At 60.1% G+C, this 18162-nt stretch carries 18 protein-coding genes; 13 read left to right on the forward strand and 5 right to left on the reverse strand.

The features are described from left to right. Positions 1-297: 297 nt before the first annotated feature. The 4 genes from ychF (at position 298) to ACRXB1_RS12130 (ending at position 4665) form a co-directional block, all read left to right on the forward strand. Positions 298-1392: a redox-regulated ATPase YchF gene (ychF, locus tag ACRXB1_RS12115; protein WP_062000386.1), complete on the forward strand. Its 1095-nt coding sequence runs from the start codon at positions 298-300 to the stop codon at positions 1390-1392. Positions 1393-1527: 135 nt separating this feature from the next. Beyond that, positions 1528-1608, forward strand: a complete 81-nt coding sequence (locus tag ACRXB1_RS12120; RefSeq protein WP_449492154.1) for a DUF3761 domain-containing protein — start codon at positions 1528-1530, stop codon at positions 1606-1608. 194 nt (positions 1609-1802) lie between these two features. Continuing rightward, positions 1803-3470: an energy-dependent translational throttle protein EttA gene (gene ettA / locus ACRXB1_RS12125; protein ID WP_062000389.1), complete on the forward strand. Its 1668-nt coding sequence runs from the start codon at positions 1803-1805 to the stop codon at positions 3468-3470. Positions 3471-3546: 76 nt separating this feature from the next. Next, entirely contained in the window at positions 3547-4665 is a 1119-nt protein-coding gene (locus ACRXB1_RS12130) for a DUF748 domain-containing protein (RefSeq protein WP_449492150.1), read from the forward strand. On the opposite strand, the gene ACRXB1_RS12135 is transcribed toward ACRXB1_RS12130, so the two are convergent. From ACRXB1_RS12135 to ACRXB1_RS12145, 3 genes are read right to left on the reverse strand one after another with little or no spacing between them, the layout of a single operon-like run. Further along, a complete protein-coding gene (locus tag ACRXB1_RS12135; protein WP_375507623.1) occupies positions 4666-5289 on the reverse strand; it encodes an HAD family hydrolase in 624 nt (207 codons plus the stop codon). It abuts the gene before it with no gap. Positions 5290-5304: 15 nt separating this feature from the next. After that, positions 5305-7125 (reverse strand): aminopeptidase P family protein, encoded by a 1821-nt coding sequence (locus ACRXB1_RS12140; RefSeq protein ID WP_449492151.1) that lies wholly within the window; start codon positions 7123-7125, stop codon positions 5305-5307. A 21-nt stretch (positions 7126-7146) separates the two neighbouring features. Continuing rightward, on the reverse strand, positions 7147-7410 hold the full coding sequence (locus ACRXB1_RS12145; RefSeq protein WP_174365723.1) for a hypothetical protein: 264 nt from the start codon (positions 7408-7410) through the stop codon (positions 7147-7149). 203 nt (positions 7411-7613) lie between these two features. On the opposite strand from ACRXB1_RS12145, the gene ACRXB1_RS12150 reads away from it, so the two are divergent. The 7 genes from ACRXB1_RS12150 to ACRXB1_RS12180 all read left to right on the forward strand — a co-directional run bounded on the left by ACRXB1_RS12150 (position 7614) and on the right by ACRXB1_RS12180 (position 13697). Further along, positions 7614-8375, forward strand: coding sequence for a response regulator transcription factor (locus ACRXB1_RS12150; RefSeq protein WP_075359956.1), 762 nt, complete (start codon positions 7614-7616; stop codon positions 8373-8375). 52 nt (positions 8376-8427) lie between these two features. Beyond that, positions 8428-9732: a glutamyl-tRNA reductase gene (gene hemA / locus ACRXB1_RS12155; RefSeq protein WP_449492152.1), complete on the forward strand. Its 1305-nt coding sequence runs from the start codon at positions 8428-8430 to the stop codon at positions 9730-9732. Positions 9733-9844: 112 nt separating this feature from the next. Continuing rightward, positions 9845-10927 (forward strand): peptide chain release factor 1, encoded by a 1083-nt coding sequence (prfA, locus tag ACRXB1_RS12160; RefSeq protein WP_174364871.1) that lies wholly within the window; start codon positions 9845-9847, stop codon positions 10925-10927. Beyond that, on the forward strand, positions 10924-11751 hold the full coding sequence (gene prmC, locus ACRXB1_RS12165; protein ID WP_062168067.1) for a peptide chain release factor N(5)-glutamine methyltransferase: 828 nt from the start codon (positions 10924-10926) through the stop codon (positions 11749-11751). The genes prfA and prmC overlap by 4 nt, the downstream gene beginning before the upstream one ends. Before the next feature lie 123 nt (positions 11752-11874). After that, positions 11875-12186, forward strand: coding sequence for a Grx4 family monothiol glutaredoxin (grxD, locus tag ACRXB1_RS12170; RefSeq protein WP_075359953.1), 312 nt, complete (start codon positions 11875-11877; stop codon positions 12184-12186). Between the two features lie 13 nt (positions 12187-12199). Beyond that, a complete protein-coding gene (locus tag ACRXB1_RS12175; RefSeq protein WP_062000398.1) occupies positions 12200-12814 on the forward strand; it encodes a UbiX family flavin prenyltransferase in 615 nt (204 codons plus the stop codon). Positions 12815-12911: 97 nt separating this feature from the next. After that, positions 12912-13697, forward strand: coding sequence for a DODA-type extradiol aromatic ring-opening family dioxygenase (locus tag ACRXB1_RS12180; protein WP_375507859.1), 786 nt, complete (start codon positions 12912-12914; stop codon positions 13695-13697). A 91-nt stretch (positions 13698-13788) separates the two neighbouring features. Here the strand turns inward: ACRXB1_RS12180 and ACRXB1_RS12185 are convergent, their stop codons facing one another. Continuing rightward, complete coding sequence (locus ACRXB1_RS12185) at positions 13789-15381, reverse strand: APC family permease (RefSeq protein ID WP_375507858.1); 1593 nt, start codon at positions 15379-15381, stop codon at positions 13789-13791. A 457-nt stretch (positions 15382-15838) separates the two neighbouring features. On the opposite strand from ACRXB1_RS12185, the gene ACRXB1_RS12190 reads away from it, so the two are divergent. Beyond that, complete coding sequence (locus ACRXB1_RS12190; RefSeq protein WP_060858913.1) at positions 15839-16042, forward strand: cold-shock protein; 204 nt, start codon at positions 15839-15841, stop codon at positions 16040-16042. Between the two features lie 133 nt (positions 16043-16175). On the opposite strand, the gene ACRXB1_RS12195 is transcribed toward ACRXB1_RS12190, so the two are convergent. Then, positions 16176-17426 carry an Hsp70 family protein gene (locus ACRXB1_RS12195; protein WP_075359949.1) on the reverse strand — a complete coding sequence of 417 codons (1251 nt, stop codon included), beginning with the start codon at positions 17424-17426 and terminating at the stop codon, positions 16176-16178. 197 nt (positions 17427-17623) lie between these two features. Here ACRXB1_RS12195 and ACRXB1_RS12200 point away from each other — a divergent pair. Continuing rightward, positions 17624-18162 (forward strand): MFS transporter (locus tag ACRXB1_RS12200; RefSeq protein WP_449492153.1); only part of this gene is annotated, 539 nt, incomplete at its 3' end.

Genomic DNA, 18162 nt, shown 5'->3' on the forward strand with positions numbered 1-18162 from the left:
TGCAAGCCGGATTGCGTCAGCGCGAGCGCCGCCGTCTTGCCGACCAGGCCGCCGCCAACCACGACCGCGTGGAAATTTCGAGAGTGGAAAGTCATGCGGGCATTATAGCCGCGGGGGTATTTCGAGATTTGATGCGCAACACGGTGTTTCGACCGTGGATCCCCGCGCGCCCAGCGTGCCGGGCCAGAGCGGTACAATATGGGTTTGTCCGGCCCGCAAGACGTGGCCGCCCGCTGCACAGCGAAATGCAGCGTTGACCCACGCGGCGCACGCCGTTTCACCAGTTCGAAGGATCCCATGAGCCTCCAATGCGGCATCGTCGGCTTGCCCAACGTCGGCAAGTCCACACTGTTCAATGCACTGACCAAGGCCGGCATCGCCGCCGAAAACTACCCGTTCTGCACGATCGAGCCGAACGTCGGCGTGGTCGAAGTACCCGATCCTCGTCTCGCCGCCCTGTCCGACATCGTCAAGCCCGAGCGCGTGGTTCCGGCGATCGTTGAATTCGTCGATATTGCCGGCCTCGTCGCCGGTGCGAGCAAGGGCGAAGGTCTCGGCAACAAGTTCCTCGCGAACATCCGCGAAACCGATGCGATCACGCATGTGGTCCGCTGCTTCGAAGACGAGAACGTGATTCACGTCGCGAACAAGATCGACCCGCTGGCGGATATCGAAGTCATCAACACCGAACTGGCGCTGGCGGATTTGTCGACGGTGGAGAAGGCGCATCATCGTTATGCGAAATCGGCGCGTTCCGGCAACGACAAGGAAGCGGCGAAGCTCGTGCCCCTGCTCGAAAAGATCCAGGCGCAGCTCGACCAGGCGAAGCCCGTGCGTGGCCTGGACCTGAGCGAGGACGAACTCCTGCTGATCAAGCCGCTGTGCCTGATCACGGCCAAGCCGACCATGTACGTGGCGAACGTGAAGGACGACGGCTTCGAGAACAATCCGCATCTGGACGCGGTGCGCAAGTACGCGGAAGCCGAAAAATCGCCGGTGGTGGCCGTTTGCGCGGCTATCGAAGCGGAAATCGCCGATCTCGACGACGCCGACAAGCAAGAGTTTCTCGCCGATATCGGCATGGACGAGCCGGGCCTCGACCGCGTGATTCGCGCGGGCTACACGCTGCTGGGATTGCAGACGTATTTCACGGCAGGCGTGAAGGAAGTGCGGGCGTGGACGATTCATATCGGCGATACGGCCCCCCAGGCCGCGGGCGCGATCCATACGGACTTCGAGCGCGGCTTCATTCGCGCACAGACCATTGCGTTCGATGATTTCATTGCGTTCAAAGGCGAACAGGGCGCGAAGGAAGCCGGGAAGATGCGGGCCGAAGGGAAGGAATATGTGGTCCACGACGGCGATGTGATGAATTTCTTGTTTAACGTGTGATTTAACGATTTTCCGTCCGTACTCGTTCCGAAAAGCGGGGTCCCTGGTAGAGGGATCCCGCTTTTTTCATCTCCCGATGCCGCCGGAAAGAGAGCGGGTAGCATCCTCGCGGACCATTTTCCTGAAGTCAGGAAAATGGTCGTTGGCGCCTGGAGTTTCAGCAGCCATCACAGCGGAACGTGCTCCCGGCACAGCGGCGCAGCGCTCTGGCGCTGAATCGCCGGACTCCACGCCGACCACCGGTATCCATCGAAGTACAATGTCGGCACGTTCCTGCTCCCTTGGGACACGCATCGTCGCGTATTGAATCGAGGTGCATCGCTGCAGCGGCTTGAAACGCCAGCCGCCGTCAGCCGAAGCCAGCCTCGAAAAGCAAAACCCCGAAAACCTCAAGACAACCGAATCCGCAAATGGCCCAATACGTCTTCACCATGAACCGCGTCGGCAAGATCGTGCCGCCGAAACGCCAGATCCTGAAGGACATCTCGCTGTCGTTCTTCCCGGGCGCCAAGATTGGCCTGCTCGGCCTGAACGGCTCGGGTAAATCGACGCTGATCCGCATCATGGCGGGCGTCGACAAGGAAATCGAAGGCGAAGCCACGCCGATGCCGAACCTGAACATCGGCTACTTGCCGCAGGAACCGCAACTCGACCCGCAGCAAACCGTGAGAGAAGCAGTCGAAGACGGTCTCGGCGACGTCTTCACCGCGCAAAAGAAACTGGACGACATCTACGCGGCCTACGCTGAGCCCGACGCCGATTTCGACGCCCTCGCCGCCGAGCAAGCTAAATACGAAGCCATCCTCGCAACGAGCGACGGCGGCACGCCCGAGCAACAGCTCGAAGTCGCCGCCGACGCGCTGCGTCTCCCCGCGTGGGACGCGAAGATCGAACATTTGTCCGGCGGTGAAAAACGCCGCGTGGCGCTCTGCAAGTTGTTACTGCAAAAGCCCGACATGCTGCTGCTCGATGAACCGACCAACCACCTGGATGCAGAATCCGTCGATTGGCTCGAGCAATTCCTGACGCGTTATCCGGGCACGGTCGTCGCCGTGACCCACGATCGCTATTTCCTCGATAACGCCGCCGAATGGATTCTCGAACTCGACCGCGGCCACGGCATTCCGTGGAAGGGCAATTACAGCAGTTGGCTCGACCAGAAGCAGGACCGGCTGAAGCAGGAAGAATCGTCGGAATCGGCGCGTCAGAAAGCGCTGAAGAAGGAACTGGAATGGGTGCGCCAGAACCCGAAGGGACGTCAGGCGAAATCGAAGGCGCGTATAGCGCGGTTCGAGGAACTCAACAGCCAGGAATACCAGAAGCGCAATGAAACGCAGGAAATCTTCATCCCGGTCGGCGATCGTCTGGGCAATGAAGTGATCGAATTCAAGAACGTCAGCAAGGCATATGGCGACCGTTTGTTGATCGATAACCTCAACATGAAGATCCCGGCGGGTGCGATTGTCGGAATAATCGGGCCAAATGGCGCAGGGAAGTCGACATTGTTCCGCATGCTCACGGGTAAGGAGCAGCCGGATTCGGGCGAGATCGTGACCGGCCCGACCGTGAAGCTGGCTTACGTGGATCAAAGTCGCGACGCGCTCAATGGCAACAAGACTGTGTTCGAAGAAATTTCGGGCGGTGCGGATGTGCTGACCGTGGGCAAATATGAAACGCCGTCGCGGGCGTATATTGGCCGGTTCAACTTCAAGGGCGGCGACCAGCAGAAGACGGTCGGCGCATTGTCGGGCGGTGAGCGTGGCCGGTTGCATCTGGCAAAGACGCTGATTGAAGGCGGCAACGTATTGCTGCTGGATGAACCGTCGAACGACCTGGACGTTGAAACGCTGCGGGCGCTGGAAGACGCGTTGCTGGAATTCGCGGGATCGGTGCTCGTGATCTCGCACGATCGCTGGTTCCTTGACCGCATCGCAACGCACATCATCGCGTTCGAAGGCGATTCGCAAGTGACGTTCTTTGATGGCAACTATCAAGAATACGAAGCCGACAAGCGCAATCGTCTCGGTGACGAAGCCGCGAAACCGAAGCGCCTGCGCTACAAGCCGATCATCCGCTAAACGCGGCAGATCGAGAATAACGACCAACAACGCATCGGCTCGCCGCCCGTGCGCGGCTTGATTTGGAGACATCGGGATGGCGGGTTCGAAGGCGCAGCGCGTGGTGCTGTGGGCGGGCGCGGTGATCGTGATTCTGCTGCTCGCGGCGGGCGGCGGCTGGCTGTACGTCATGCACGAGATGAAGGCCCGTGTCGTGGAAGCGCTCGGGCCGCTCGGATCAGTGGAAGATGTCGATGTCGGTTACTCGCGGATCACGCTCAGCCGTCTGCGTTTGCGCGGTCCGAAGGGCTGGCCCACGGAAGACGCATTGCGTGCCGAACGCGTGACGCTCAACGTCGATATGCGCTCCGTGCTGACCAGCACGCTGCATCTGCGTCACATCACGGTCGATGGCTTTTATCTCTCGGTAGCGCGTTTTCCGGACGGCCGTGTCGACCTGCTTCCCAACCTCAAGCAGTCCACGCGCGAGGCGCAAGCCAGTTCAACCGAAGCCGCCGAGCATGCGCGCGAAGACCGCCTGATCGATCATGTCTCGTTCGAGCGCGGCGCCATGGAATTCTTCGATGAATCGGTGCAACAGCCGCCGTATCGGATCCTGATTTCAAATGCCCGCGCAACAGTTGACAACTTGCATCTCCCCGCGCTCACGGAGCCGACCCAGCTCGACATGACCGGCTCGATCAAAGGGCAGTCGCACACGGGAACGGTTGCGTTCAACGGCTGGATGAAGATTGCGAACAAGGATTCGCAGACGCATACGACCTTGCGTAATGTCGATATTGCCACGCTCGATCCGTATCTGATGAAAAAGGCCGGCGCGCGCACCACGGTGACCGGCGGCACGATCGATCTCACGCTCGACGCCACCGTGCAGAATTACACGATCCACGCGCCGGGATCGGTGCTGCTGAACCATTTGCAGTTATCGGATAACGGGAATCCGCTCGACACGTTCCTCTCCATCCCCACGAAGATCGCAATCGCGGCGTTGAAGAATCACGATCAGATCAAGCTCGACTTCGAACTCGATGGCAACCTGCGCGATCCGAAGTTTTCGCTCAACGAAAGCCTGACGAAGAAACTCGCAGCAGGTTTCGCGAAGGCGCTTGGCGTGAATGCGGAAGGCGTCGCCAGGAACGCGGGGGGTGTAGTCAAGAACATTGGCGACGCGCTGAAGAATTTGTTCGGGAAATGATCAGACTGGCAAGCCGAGCGCTCGCAGACGCGCTTCGGTCTGCTCCGCGTTCGTGTGATGCACGGCGTTCCAGCCAAGTGCGGTCGCGGCGGCGATGTTCTTCGCGTTATCGTCGATGAAAACGACTTCCTGCGGTTGAATGCCCGGAAAATGCCGGTCGATTTCCTTCCACATCAACGCGAAAATCGCCGGATCGGGCTTCGCAACCAGCACGCGTCCCGATACCACCACTTCCCGAAAACGCTGCAGCACCGGAAAACGCTCCCACGCCCACGGGAAGGTTTCCGCCGACCAGTTGGTCAGCCCGAACAGCGGAATATCCGCCGCTTCCAGCTTGTCCACCAACGCTACGCCGTCTTCCAGCACGCCCGCCACCATCTCCTGCCAGCGCTCGTAGAACGCGCGGATCAGCGCCTCATGCTCGGGAAACTTGGCAATCAGCTCGGCGTTGCCGTCAGCGATGGTCTGCCCTGCGTCCTGCTGCAGCACCCAGTCCATGTGCACGACGTTGTCCATGAACCAGCGCCGCTCAGCCGCATCCGGAATCAGGCGGCTATACACGTAGTCGGGATTCCAGTCGATCAGCACGCCGCCGAAATCGAACACCACTGCCTTGATCGCCATGCGCTTTGAGCTCCGTTAAATAGCCTGCGTGCGTTTTTCGAGCCACGTTTTTGCCGCGCCGGAAACATGCGGCGAAACGCGTTCAAGCACAGTTGCGTGATAGTCGTTGAGCCACGCGCGTTCGTCGTCGCGCAGCAAGGTGAGGTCGATGCAGCGTGTATCGATCGGACACAAAGTTAGCGTTTCGAACTTGAGGAAATCGCCGAATTCGGTTTTGCCGGCGGCTTCGTTCATCACCAGGTTTTCAATGCGAATGCCCCATTTCCCTGGCCGATAAAGCCCCGGCTCAATCGACGTGATCATGCCTTCTTCCATCGCCGTGAAAGGCTCCGCCGGCGCGTAGTGCGAGATGACCTGCGGACCTTCGTGCACGTTCAGGAAGTAGCCCACGCCATGTCCGGTTCCATGGCCATAGTCCGCGCCCGCTTCCCAGATGGGCGCGCGGGCGATGGCATCGAGCATCGGCGAACGGATGCCGCGCGGGAAACGGGCGCGCGACAACGCGATCGTCCCTTTGAGCACGACGGTGAAATCGCGCTTGTGCTCGGCGGTGATCTTGCCGATGGGCACCACGCGCGTGATATCCGTCGTACCGCTCAGGTACTGCCCGCCTGAATCGATGAGCAACAAACCGTTGCCTTCGATCACCGAATGCGAGTCATCGGTGGCGCGGTAATGCGGCATCGCGCCGTTTGCGTTGAACCCGGCAATGGTCGCAAAACTCAGCGTGACGAAACCCGGGCGGCGAGCGCGCGCGGCCGTCAGTTTTTCATCGATGGTCAGTTCCGTGATCGTCTCGCGCCCGAGCGCGTCTTCGAACCACGCGAAAAACTCGGCAAGGGCCGCGCCGTCCTGTTCCATGGTGGCGCGAATGTTGACGGCATCGGCGGCCGTCTTGCGCGACTTGGCGAAGGTCGACGGATTCACCGACTCCACGATCTTCACTTTCGCCGGCACTTTCTCGAGCGAGCCGAACGTGACGCGGCGCGGATCGACGAGCAACGTGGAGCCTGCCGGCAACGCGGCAAGCGCATAGCCGGTTTTGGCGTACGGCTCGACATACACGTTGTCTTTCAGCAGCGACGCTTTCAACTCGGCTGGGATTTTTCCATCGCCGACGAACAATGCCGCGTCATCCAGCCCGATCAACGCATGCGCGACGAACACAGGGTTGTAGGTGACGTCGGCGCCGCGCAGGTTGAAAAGCCACGCGAGGTCGTCGAGGGTGGAAATGAAATGCCATTGCGCGCCTTTCTCGCGCATCACACGGCGAACATCGGCTAATTTATCCGCGCGGGACACGCTCGATTGGGGCGCAACGTGCTCATAAACGCTGTCCGACGGCAAACCCGGCCGCTCCGGCCAGACGGCATCGAGCAGATCCAGATCCGTGCGCAACACGATCCCGCGCGCTGTCAGGGCGTCCTTCAGCGTGCGTGCGGCGGCTACGCCGAGCACGGTGCCGTCGACGGAAACCGTATCGCCCGCTGCCACATTTTCGGCAAGCCAGTCCACGTGAGGCGCCGACTGCTGGCCGGCCATCATCTTCACAAGCGTGATGCCGGTGCCGGCGAGTTGCGCTTCAGCTTGCGTCCAGTAGCGGCTATCGGCCCAGACGCCGGCGAAATCGGGCGTCACGACCAGCGTTCCCGCCGACCCGGTGAATCCCGACAGCCACTGCCGCGCCTGCCAGCGCTCGGGCAAGTATTCCGAGATATGCGGATCCGACGACGGCACCAGCACGGCGGCCAGCGCCTCGCGCGCCATGACACCGCGCAGCAACTCGATTCGCCGGGCGAAGGTCTCGGCATTGGGGGAAATCAGTCGATCGTTCATGGAGTCACCTGCAGAAATTATTTAACGCCGCGCCGCCAGCCCGACCGCGACGCTCACCGCGACGAGCGCGACCAGCGCGCACGTCAGCCATTCCAGCGAATCGCCATCGTGAAAAGCGCCAGTGACGTTGCCTAACATCTTCGCGACGACTGCGCCAAGGACGGCGGCAGCCAGGGCCAGCCAGAAACGGCCGGCGCGTTTTGCGCCCGACCGGCGCAAGGGATGCAGCCACCAGCCCGCCAATCCGATCACGAGTCCGAGAAAAACGATGCCAAACCAACCCATCAGGAATTCATCCGGACCGAATTCAGACTAAACCTATGTGTCGAATCGGATGGGTGAACTAGCATTTTCAATCCTGTGTTATTAGAAGGTTTGGAAGGCGCTCGCAGCGCAGCGGTTGAGTTTAGGGGGCTGGAATGGCGATGGCAAGCACACGCCGCGCCGTGCGGCCCTCTTACTCGAAGCACGCGGCGGCGTAAGAAATCATGCGAATCGCCATCATCGACGCGGACGTTCAGCACGCCGCACTCATCCGCCGGACTCTCGTCCTGGACGGCCATTTCTGTCATTTCTTTCCGACTCCGCCGGCGCTGCTCGACCGTATGCGGCACGACACGTTCGACCTGCTGATCACCGCCAATGAAACGCGCGACATGATCGGCGCGGAAATCATCGAACGGGTCCGGCATCTGGCGCCGCAGCTTCCCATCGTGCTGATGGCATCGAGCCAGAACGAGTCCGACGTGGTGGCGTGCCTGAAGGCCGGCGCGGACGACTGCGTCTCGAAACCCGTGCGCTTCGACGAACTCGCCGCCCGCGTGGAAGTGCTCGCCCGGCGCAGCATGGTGCGCACGCCTGCAGCCGAGCATTTCGGCGACTACCGATTCAATTCTTCCGAATTGAGCGTCAGTTTTGCTGACCAGCGGGTTCTGCTCACGCCGAAGGAATTCCGCTTCGCACGGCTGTTGTTCACCAACCTGTCGCGCGCCGTGTCACGGGCCCACATCATGGAAGTAGTGTGGCCTCGGGGCAGCGACATGGCGTCGCGCACACTCGATACCCATGCATCGCGCCTGCGCTCGAAATTGCATCTTCGTCCGGAAACCGGATACCGGCTGACGCCGCTTTACGGCTATGGCTACCAACTGGACCGGATCGAAGCCTCGGAAATGCCAGGTGGCTTGTCTGGCATGGGTTTCGCCGGAGGTCCGCCGGGAGGAACTGAAGAGTTTCGTGAAAGGCTATAATATTGGGCTAATTCTTAGGCATTTTTAAAGGCCATCAGCTCAGGCCCACAACATGCAGCTCCTCGCGATCGGAATCAACCACCACACTGCGCCTGTCGCCCTGCGCGAACGCGTGGCGTTTCCGCTCGAACAAATCAAGCCGGCCCTCGGCGCGCTGAAGGACCTGTGGCTCGGGTCCATGGGCAAGGCGGCGCCGGAAGCCGCAATCCTCTCCACGTGCAACCGCACGGAGCTGTATTGCGCGACCAGCGACAAAGCGGCACGCGACGCCGCCGTCCACTGGCTTTCGAAGTATCACAACTTGCCAGTCTCCGAACTCGCGCCGCACGTGTACGCGCTGCCGCAGTCCGAAGCCGTTCGGCATGCGTTTCGAGTCGCCTCCGGGCTCGATTCCATGGTGCTCGGCGAGACGCAGATCGTGGGGCAGATGAAGGATGCGGTGCGCACCGCCTCCGAAGCTGGCGCGCTTGGCACGTATCTCAATCAGTTGTTTCAGCGCACGTTTGCCGTCGCCAAGGAAGTCCGCACGACGACCGAAATCGGCGCGCAATCGGTTTCCATGGCGGCTGCCGCCGTGCGTCTCGCGCAGCGGATCTTCGAAAATATCTCCGGCCAGCGCGTGTTGTTCATTGGCGCCGGCGAAATGATCGAGTTGTGCGCGACCCATTTCGCCGCGCAAAAGCCGCGTGAACTCGTGGTGGCGAACCGCACCGCCGAACGCGGCGAGAAACTCGCGGATCGTTTCAACGGACGCTCCATTCCGCTGTCCGAGCTTCCGGCACGCATGCATGAGTTCGACATCATCGTGTCGTGTACGGCGTCCACCTTGCCCATCATCGGGCTGGGCGCGGTCGAGCGGGCGGTAAAAGCCCGCCGCCACAGGCCGATTTTCATGGTCGATCTCGCCGTACCACGCGACATCGAGCCAGAAGTGGGCGAGTTGCAGGACGTGTTCCTCTATACCGTCGACGATCTCGGCGCGATCGTGCGCGAAGGCAGCGCGTCGCGCCAGGCGGCGGTGGCGCAGGCCGAGTCGATCATCGACACACGCGTGCAAGGTTTCATGCAATGGCTGGATGCACGCAGCATCGTGCCGGTGATCCGTCACATGCACACGCAAGCCGACGCCCTGCGCCGCGCCGAAGTCGAACGCGCTCGCAAGATGCTCGCGCGCGGCGAAGATCCGGCAGGCGTGCTCGAAGCGCTGTCGCAGTCGCTTACCAACAAGCTGATCCATGGTCCCACGCACGCGCTCAGCCGTGCCAGCCATGAGAACCGCGACCAGCTCATCGAATTGATGGGCGGACTCTACAAACACGGCCATCCGGTGGGATCGAACGATCCCACGGAGAATTAGCGCCCCTCGCCCGCCTTTAGCGGTTACAGCCGCCGTCTCGTCTTCAATAGCGCCGTATTTTTAGGCCGCTTTCCTGATCGCAGTCTTCTCCGGAGCCTCGCTCCAGCACCCCATGAAAACGAGCATGCAAAGCAAGCTCGACCAGCTCACTACCCGGCTGGCCGAACTCAATGACCTGATGAGCCGCGAAGATGTGACCGCCGATTTGGATCAGTATCGGAAGATCACGAAGGAAAATGCGGAGATCGGGCCCGTGGTCGAGCAATACGCGTTGTGGCGCCAGGCAGCGAACGACGAACGCACCGCCCAGGAACTTCTCACCGATCCGTCCATGCGCGACTTCGCAGAAGAGGAGATCGGCGAGGCGCGCGAGCGGATGGCGGCGATCGAACGCGATCTGCAAGCCATGCTGCTGCCGAAAGATCCCAACGACGACCGCAATATCTTCATCGAAATCCGCGCGGGCACGGGCGGCGATGAATCCGCGTTGTTCGCCGGCGACCTGCTGCGCATGTATCTCCGATACGCAGAGCGCAATCGCTGGACGGTCGAGATGATGTCGGAAAGCGCGTCGGATCTGGGCGGTTACAAGGAAGTGATCGTGCGGATCGCGGGGCTCAATGTGTATTCGAAGCTGAAGTTCGAGTCGGGCGGGCATCGCGTGCAGCGGGTTCCGGCGACCGAGACGCAAGGGCGCATTCACACGTCGGCGTGCACGGTCGCAGTGATGCCGGAAGCCGATGAAATCGGCGAGGTCGTGATCAATCCGGCCGACTTGCGCATCGATACCTTCCGCGCTTCGGGCGCGGGCGGTCAGCACATCAACAAGACAGATTCGGCCGTGCGCGTGACGCACTTGCCGACGGGCATCGTCGTGGAATGCCAGGACGACCGCTCGCAGCACAAGAACAAGGACCGTGCGCTGAAAGTGCTCGCCGCGCGGATCATGGACAAGCAATATCACGAGCAGCACGCGAAGGAAGCCGCGACGCGCAAGAGTTTGATCGGATCGGGAGACCGGTCGGAGCGCATTCGCACGTATAACTTCCCGCAAGGGCGGATGACGGATCATCGGATCAACCTGACGCTCTACAAGCTCGACGCAATCATGGACGGCGATATCGGTGAACTCGTGGCCGCGCTCGTCAGTGAACATCAGGCCGAGTTGCTGGCCGCGCTGGGCGATGCCGAATGACAACCGTTGCCGGGCTCTTGCGGGCATCACCGTTGCCTGCGCTTGAAGCGCGGATCCTGCTCGAGCATGTGCTCGGCTGGCGGCGCACGGAACTGATCACGCGCGATGACGAGGAACTGCCCGAGGAAAGCGTCGACCGCTTTGAAGCGCTTGCTCGACGACGGACGGATGGCGAACCGATCGCGCAGCTTGTTGGAACGCGCGAGTTTTTCGGGCTGTCATTCGACGTGACGCCCGATGTGCTGATTCCCCGCCCCGAAACCGAATTGCTGGTCGAGATCGCTTTGGCGAAGATCGAGGGAATGCACGAGCCACGCGTGCTCGATCTCGGTACGGGCAGCGGTGCGATTGCTGTCGCGATCGCCTCGTCCCGCCACGACGCAAAAGTCTGGGCCGTCGATCGATCCGCGGAAGCGCTCGCGGTTGCGGCCGCGAATGCATCGAAGTTGCTCGGCATCGACCGGTCGCTGACCGTCGTCCAAAGCAACTGGACGGAGGCGTTGGACCCGGCGCAGCGGTTCGAAGTGATCGTGAGCAATCCGCCGTACATCGCGCAAAACGATCCGCATCTGGCCGAAGGCGACCTGCGTTTCGAACCGCGCGCCGCCCTCACCGACGAAGCCGACGGACTCAGCGCAATTCGCACGATCATCCAGACGGCGCCGTTTTTTCTCGCCGCGAATGGTTCTCTGTGGCTGGAACACGGCTACGACCAGGCGGAGGACGTTCGGGCGCTGCTGACGGCGCGCGGCTTCTCGGATGTCCGTTCCGAATACGATCTCGCCGGAATCGAACGCGCCAGTGGCGGCGTGTTCGCGGCATGAGCTCCGGGCGCGCTCAAGCTGCGCCGATTGAAATCCGCTATCATTTCAGACACGTTGGCGCATAAATCTCGCGCCGCTCGACCCCCAAATCAACCCGCATTACAACGCATCGCAGGAAAGACCATGGATACGCAAGAACGCATCAAGCAAATCGTCGATGCAGCACCGGTCGTGCTGTTCATGAAAGGCACGGCGCAATTCCCGATGTGCGGTTTCTCCGGCCGCGCCATCCAGGTCCTCAAGGCTTGCGGCGTGACCGAGTTGAAGACGGTCAACGTCCTGGAAGACGAAGGCGTGCGCCAGGGCATCAAGGAATTCTCGAACTGGCCGACCATTCCCCAGCTTTATGTGAAGGGTGAGTTCATCGGCGGGTCGGACATCATGATGGAAATGTACGAATCGGGCGAATTGCAGCAATTGTTTGCCGCTGCCTGAGTCTGTCCCGAGCTTGGTAGCCGACCGTACTTCGCCCTCCGACCCCGTACCGCGACGGCTGATCGTCGCGATCACCGGCGCCACGGGTTCGATCTACGGCGTGCGACTGCTTGAAACGCTGCGCCGCCTCGGCGGCGTGGAAACGCACCTGTTGATATCGAATGCGGGTTGGCTGAATATCCAGCACGAACTGACACTCGATAAATCCACCGTCCACGCGCTCGCGGACGTCGTGCACAACGTGCGCGATGTCGGCGCAAGCATTGCATCAGGATCGTTTGCGACGGACGGCATGATCGTCGCGCCCTGCTCCATGAAAACGCTGGCGAGCATCGCGCTGGGGTTATCGGACAATCTCATCACCCGCGCGGCTGATGTCGTGCTCAAAGAACGCCGGCGGCTTGTTTTGATGGTGCGCGAGACGCCGTTCAACCTCGCGCATCTGCGCAATATGACGTCCGTCACCGAAATGGGCGGCGTGATTTTTCCGCCGCTGCCGGCGTTTTATCACCGGCCAGGTTCTATCGATGAAATGGTCGATCAGACGGTGGATCGCGTCATCGACATGTTTGCTGTCGGGCGTCCCATCGCAACCGCTTGGCCCGGCCTGAAGAACGCCGAGCATTAACAACAGGCACGACACAATTCATCTCCTCAGCGACCGTTTATCAACGCTCTGAGTAGCCGTATATTCATGGCAACCACTCTTATAGAGGCTCGCTGCCATGTCCCGGCTTCCTACCGTCTTCATCTCCCACGGCGCACCGACACTGCCTATCGACCCGTCGATGCCATCGGCGGAGTTCGCTTCGTTCGCTACGCGTTTCGAGCGCCCGCGTTCAATCCTCATGCTCTCCGCTCATTGGGGCACGGCGCAGCCGGTCGCGAGCATCGCGGAACAACCGGAAACCATCCATGACTTTTATGGCTTTCCGCGAGCGCTGTACGAGATCCGCTACCGCGCGCCCGGCGCGCCTGAACTCGGAGAGCACGCCGCTACGCTTTTGACGCAAGCGGGCATTGCGTCGGCGGTCACCGAACACGGCCTGGATCACGGCGCGTGGGTTCCGTTGTTGCTGATGTACCCGGATGCGGCCATTCCGGTCGCGCAACTATCGATACAACCGCATCTCGATCCGGCGCACCACTACCGCATAGGCCGTGCGCTGCGGGCATTGCGCGGCGATGGCGTGATGATCGTGGGCTCGGGCCAGATCACGCACAACCTGCGTACGGCCGATTTCGGCGCGCGGCCGGAAGACGGGGATCCGCGTGTGACGGAATTTACGAACTGGTTCGAAGACAAGATGGCGGATCGGGATATTGCGGCGCTGCTGGACTATCGGAAACAGGCGCCTCATGCCGTCCTGATGCATCCGACCGATGAACATCTGCTGCCGATTTTCGGCGCATTGGGCGCTGCGGGCGACGATTTCGGACTCGATATTCAGTCGCTCGGCACATTCCAAAAAACGCTGGCCATGACGAATTACGTTTTCGGCGACGCTTGATTGACGCAAAACACGTCGATTTGCCGCGAATGAAAAAAACCCGCCTGCAAGTCCAGGCGGGTTCTTATGGTCAGGTATTCAAGCCGTCAATTCAATGACCGATACCTTCCAGGATTTCATCGTGGCTTTCACGCTCCTCGAGATATTGCGTCCTGTACCCGGTATGCACGCCCCAATAATAAAACGCGAGCGCGAGGACTGCCACAAGGGCCATATCCCAGCCATACGGCAATAATCCACGGCCGCCGAATTCCTTGCTGCCGATCAGCGATAAAACCGCCATAGACGGCAAATATGCCACCAGCCACCACGAGGCTTTCAGGTCATTTCCCCAAGTATCGAAACCAGTTTTAGCTTGATAGTAGAAATAAACTGGCAGCGCAACCACCATCAACACGATGATTTCACCGGTCAGCGGCCATTTCGCCCAATACAACACTTCAGACGCGCACACGAACGCGAACGGCGCAATGATGCTCATGCCCGGAATCGTCAATGGCCGATGTAAATCCGTCGCCGCCCGGCGCAACGCCATCAGGCTGACCGGTCCAGTCAGATAGGAGATCACGGTGGCAACCGAAATCACCGCCGCCAGCGAGCTCCACCCGCGGAAGAAGAACATGAAGATGAACGCGATGATCAAGTTGAAGAACATCGCCGGACGCGGCACGCCGTAAAGCGGATGCACGCTGCCCAGGAACTTCGGCAACGTGTTGTTACGTTCCATTGCGTAGATCATGCGCGACGTGGTCGCCATATACGTGGTGCCGGTGCCGCTGGGACTCACGAATGCATCGACATAAAGCAGGAACGCAAGCCAGTTGAGGTTCAGCGCCAATGCCAGTTCTGCAAAAGGCGAAGCGAAGTTGAAATGGCTCCACCCTTTCAGCACATCGCCTGGACTTACCGCGCCGATATAGGCGACCTGCAGCAGCACATAAATAACCAATGCAAGCAGGATCGAACCAATCACCGCAAACGGAATGCTCTTGGACGGATTACGGGCTTCACCGGCCAGATTAACTGGACTCTGGAAACCGTTGAAACTGAAGACGATACCGCTGGTCGCCACTGCGGTTAATACCGCCGACCATCCATAAGGTGCGAAACTCGACGCCGTACCAAAGTTTTCCGAATGAAAACCGGTAAGCATCAATCCCAAAATTGTCGCGCCGGGGATAATGAACTTGAAGACGGTAATCATCGAATTGGCGCGAGCAAATAATTTCACGCCCCAATAATTCAAAAGGAAATAAACGATGACCAACATTGCCGATAACCCCAACCCTATCGGCGTTAGAGATTCATCGACATATAGCGCATGCGCCCACGCATAAGGCCATGTGCTCATGTATTGGATCGATGCCTCCGCTTCAATAGGAATCACCGAAACAATCGCGATCCAGTTCGCCCATGCGCTGACGAATCCAACCAGCGCGCCATGTGAATAGCGGGCATATCGCACCATGCCGCCGGACTCAGGGAACATTGCGCCGAGTTCAGCATAAGTGAGCGCGATGGCGAGAATCACGAGCGCGCCAATCACCCATGCCACGATGGCAGCAGGCCCCGCAATCTTGGCCGCCTTCCAGGCGCCAAACAACCAGCCAGAGCCGATGATGGAACCCAGACCCGTCAGCAGCAACGCAACTGGTCCGATGTTCCGTTGAATAGAACTTTTCACTCCATCTCCTTGAGTCAGCAAACTTCCGATCGACAAGTGCGGGTTGATGAACTTGTACGTACTTTTCGGTTCAATCCCCCTCCTCGCACCAGCGTGGCGCGTAGTTTAACGGCTGTCGAAGCAATGTGTTGTATGAGGTTTCCTAATGACACATGATTTGTGTCTGCATCGGCAAACATCGAGAAACGAAAGACTTGTAAGATTAACTTTCGATGTCCGACGATCACGCCTCACAAGAAGCGAACCGTGTCTCAAAAAACCCCAAATTCCGGTCGGTTATTATTTGACCTCGTGTTTGATTCGCCGTATAAACCCTCTTGCAGGATTTCAAGCGGCGAGTGAATTGGTCTTTCGTAGTTCGCCCAGTACGGTACTCCGGTTGGTCCCATTGCCCCTTCCTTGATTTTCATGCACATTCGGGCCTCGGCCTTATTCAACATCTTTAGGAACACGTAACATGGAAACCGGTACCGTCAAGTGGTTCAATGACGCAAAGGGCTTTGGCTTCATCACGCCGGACGGCGGCGGCGAAGATCTGTTCGCTCATTTCTCCGAAATTCGCACGGAAGGCTTCAAGACGCTTCAGGAAAACCAGAAGGTTACCTTTGAAGTGAAGACTGGCCCGAAGGGCAAACAAGCTGCAAACATCAAACCGGCTTAAGTTTTAGTCGGTTTGATTCAGCAAAAGAAAACCCCGCATTCGCGGGGTTTTTTCTTTTTACTTCACGGGTTTATGCGGAGTCATCGAGAAGCGGCTTTAATTTATCCAAACAAAAATTAGCAATTAATACCGATTAACCGAATAGCCGCCGCGCATAGATTCCGAGTCCGGTTGCAACGCTCGCGAGACGATCGCCGAAAACGGCCTCGGCTGCGGGAAATGCGCTCGATATCGACTGCGAAAGAAAGCTGAGGCCGGTGGAACCGCCCGTGAAGTAGACCGCGCTTACATCGGCTGGAGCAACGCCCGCGCGACGCACCGTCTCCTCGGCAGCTTGCGCAATCCGGCGCGTTTCTTCCAGCCCTGCATCGACGAGTTGTTGCGCCGTAAAGCCGATGCGCAGCGCCTCTTCGACCTCCTCCATGCCGATGGTGGTCTCGCCGCCCGCGGCGACATCGATCTTCGCGGCTTCCGCGTGCGATGCCAGCGCATGGCCCAGGCGCCGGTCGACAACGCGCATCAGCCGGTCGTGATGCCGCTGATCGCTGTAGAGATGCCGCATCAATTGCAGTTCGCCCACGCGTTTCGGCCCGTAGACCGTGTTGATCAAATGCCAGGTGGCGAGATCGAAATAAACGCGATTCGGCACTTCGCGGCCTTCCGGCGCAATCGACTGGTAGCCGAGTTCGCGCAGGATCGTCGCAAGTTCGACGCGCCGGTCGAAGTCCGTACCAGCCACGTGCACGCCGTAATGTGCGAGCACGTCGTCTTTACGCGACAACTTTTCAGCGCGCTCCGGCCCGACTCGCACGAGCGAGAAGTCCGACGTACCACCGCCAATGTCCGCGACCAGGACCAGCGCTTCTTTCGTGAGACTCGCCTCGTAGTCGAAAGCCGCCGCGATCGGTTCGTACTGGAAGTGGATGTCCGTGAGGCCAATGGCCTGTGCCGCAGCCTGCAACTGGTTCTGGGCGAGTTGATCGGCGCGCGGGTCGTCATCGACGAAAAATACCGGGCGGCCGAGCACGGCGCGGGTGATCGGCGTGCTCGACACGGCTTGCGCCTTCTGCTTCAGGTGCTGGAGGAACAGCGTGATGACATCGACGTAGCGAATCGCGGAACCGTCGCCGAGATCCGTGCTGGTCTCGGCAAGCGGCGAGCCGAGAATACTTTTCATGGAGCGCATCAAACGGCCGTCGAAACCGTCGATATAAGCCTCGAGCGCCGCGCGCCCGTAGGCCTGCTCGTCCTCGTCAGTGTTGAAAAACACAGCGGTCGGCAGCGTGGTGGCGTTGCCTTCGACCGGAGCAAGCCGGATCGATGCCCCGTCAGGCAAAGCGACCGCTGAGTTCGACGTGCCGAAATCGATCGCGCAATAAGTCATGGGGTGAGCGACGGCAGCGTGAACCCCGCCGAGCATCGCAAACAAAAAGTGGAGCGCGTTTTTAGCACGTAACGCGCTGCACTTCAACCGGCGATCAAAAACATCTGCGACGGTACGGTTTTTGCTCGAAAACCCGGTAATTAGTACGCTACCGGCATGCATCGGGCCGGATTTTTCCCACGCACCCGGCTAAATGCATGAACGACACCACCGCAGTCTCCGACGTCGACCACGATGACAAGGCGTCCGCAACGATCATCGAAACGGATCTGCCCGGGCGGCTCGACAGGTTGCCTTGGGGGCGGTTTCACACGTTGATCGTGGCGGCGCTCGGCATCACGTGGCTGCTCGACGGGCTCGAAGTCACGCTGGCCGGTGCGGTGGCGAGTGCGCTCAAGGCGAGCCATGTACTGAAATTTTCCAATGCCGACGTCGGCATTGGCGGCAGCGCCTACATTGCCGGCGCGGTGGTCGGCGCGCTGGGTTTCGGCTGGCTAACCGACCGGCTGGGGCGCCGGAAACTCTTTTTCATCACGTTGTTTCTGTACGTGGCCGCGACCGCTGCGACCGCGTTTTCCTGGGATCTCGCGAGTTTCGTGCTGTTTCGGTTTCTTACCGGCGCGGGTATCGGCGGCGAATACACGGCGATCAACTCCACGATCCAGGAATTCACGCCCGCTCGCGTGCGCGGCTGGACGGACCTGGCAATCAACGGGACGTTCTGGGTCGGCGCGGA

The organism is Caballeronia sp. M23-90 (assembly GCF_053574605.1).

What these genes read in the sequence shown, in the direction of transcription:
- ychF (WP_062000386.1), top strand. Translation starts at nt 298, where the DNA reads ATGAGCCTCCAATGCGGCATCGTCGGCTTGCCCAACGTCGGCAAGTCC.
- hemA (WP_449492152.1), top strand. Translation starts at nt 8,428, where the DNA reads ATGCAGCTCCTCGCGATCGGAATCAACCACCACACTGCGCCTGTCGCC.
- prmC (WP_062168067.1), top strand. Translation starts at nt 10,924, where the DNA reads ATGACAACCGTTGCCGGGCTCTTGCGGGCATCACCGTTGCCTGCGCTT.
- ACRXB1_RS12190 (WP_060858913.1), top strand. Translation starts at nt 15,839, where the DNA reads ATGGAAACCGGTACCGTCAAGTGGTTCAATGACGCAAAGGGCTTTGGC.
- ACRXB1_RS12120 (WP_449492154.1), top strand. Translation starts at nt 1,528, where the DNA reads ATGGTCGTTGGCGCCTGGAGTTTCAGCAGCCATCACAGCGGAACGTGC.
- ACRXB1_RS12195 (WP_075359949.1), bottom strand. Translation starts at nt 17,426, where the DNA reads ATGACTTATTGCGCGATCGATTTCGGCACGTCGAACTCAGCGGTCGCT.
- ACRXB1_RS12150 (WP_075359956.1), top strand. Translation starts at nt 7,614, where the DNA reads ATGCGAATCGCCATCATCGACGCGGACGTTCAGCACGCCGCACTCATC.
- ettA (WP_062000389.1), top strand. Translation starts at nt 1,803, where the DNA reads ATGGCCCAATACGTCTTCACCATGAACCGCGTCGGCAAGATCGTGCCG.
- prfA (WP_174364871.1), top strand. Translation starts at nt 9,845, where the DNA reads ATGAAAACGAGCATGCAAAGCAAGCTCGACCAGCTCACTACCCGGCTG.
- ACRXB1_RS12145 (WP_174365723.1), bottom strand. Translation starts at nt 7,410, where the DNA reads ATGGGTTGGTTTGGCATCGTTTTTCTCGGACTCGTGATCGGATTGGCG.
- ACRXB1_RS12135 (WP_375507623.1), bottom strand. Translation starts at nt 5,289, where the DNA reads ATGGCGATCAAGGCAGTGGTGTTCGATTTCGGCGGCGTGCTGATCGAC.
- ACRXB1_RS12130 (WP_449492150.1), top strand. Translation starts at nt 3,547, where the DNA reads ATGGCGGGTTCGAAGGCGCAGCGCGTGGTGCTGTGGGCGGGCGCGGTG.
- ACRXB1_RS12180 (WP_375507859.1), top strand. Translation starts at nt 12,912, where the DNA reads ATGTCCCGGCTTCCTACCGTCTTCATCTCCCACGGCGCACCGACACTG.
- grxD (WP_075359953.1), top strand. Translation starts at nt 11,875, where the DNA reads ATGGATACGCAAGAACGCATCAAGCAAATCGTCGATGCAGCACCGGTC.
- ACRXB1_RS12140 (WP_449492151.1), bottom strand. Translation starts at nt 7,125, where the DNA reads ATGAACGATCGACTGATTTCCCCCAATGCCGAGACCTTCGCCCGGCGA.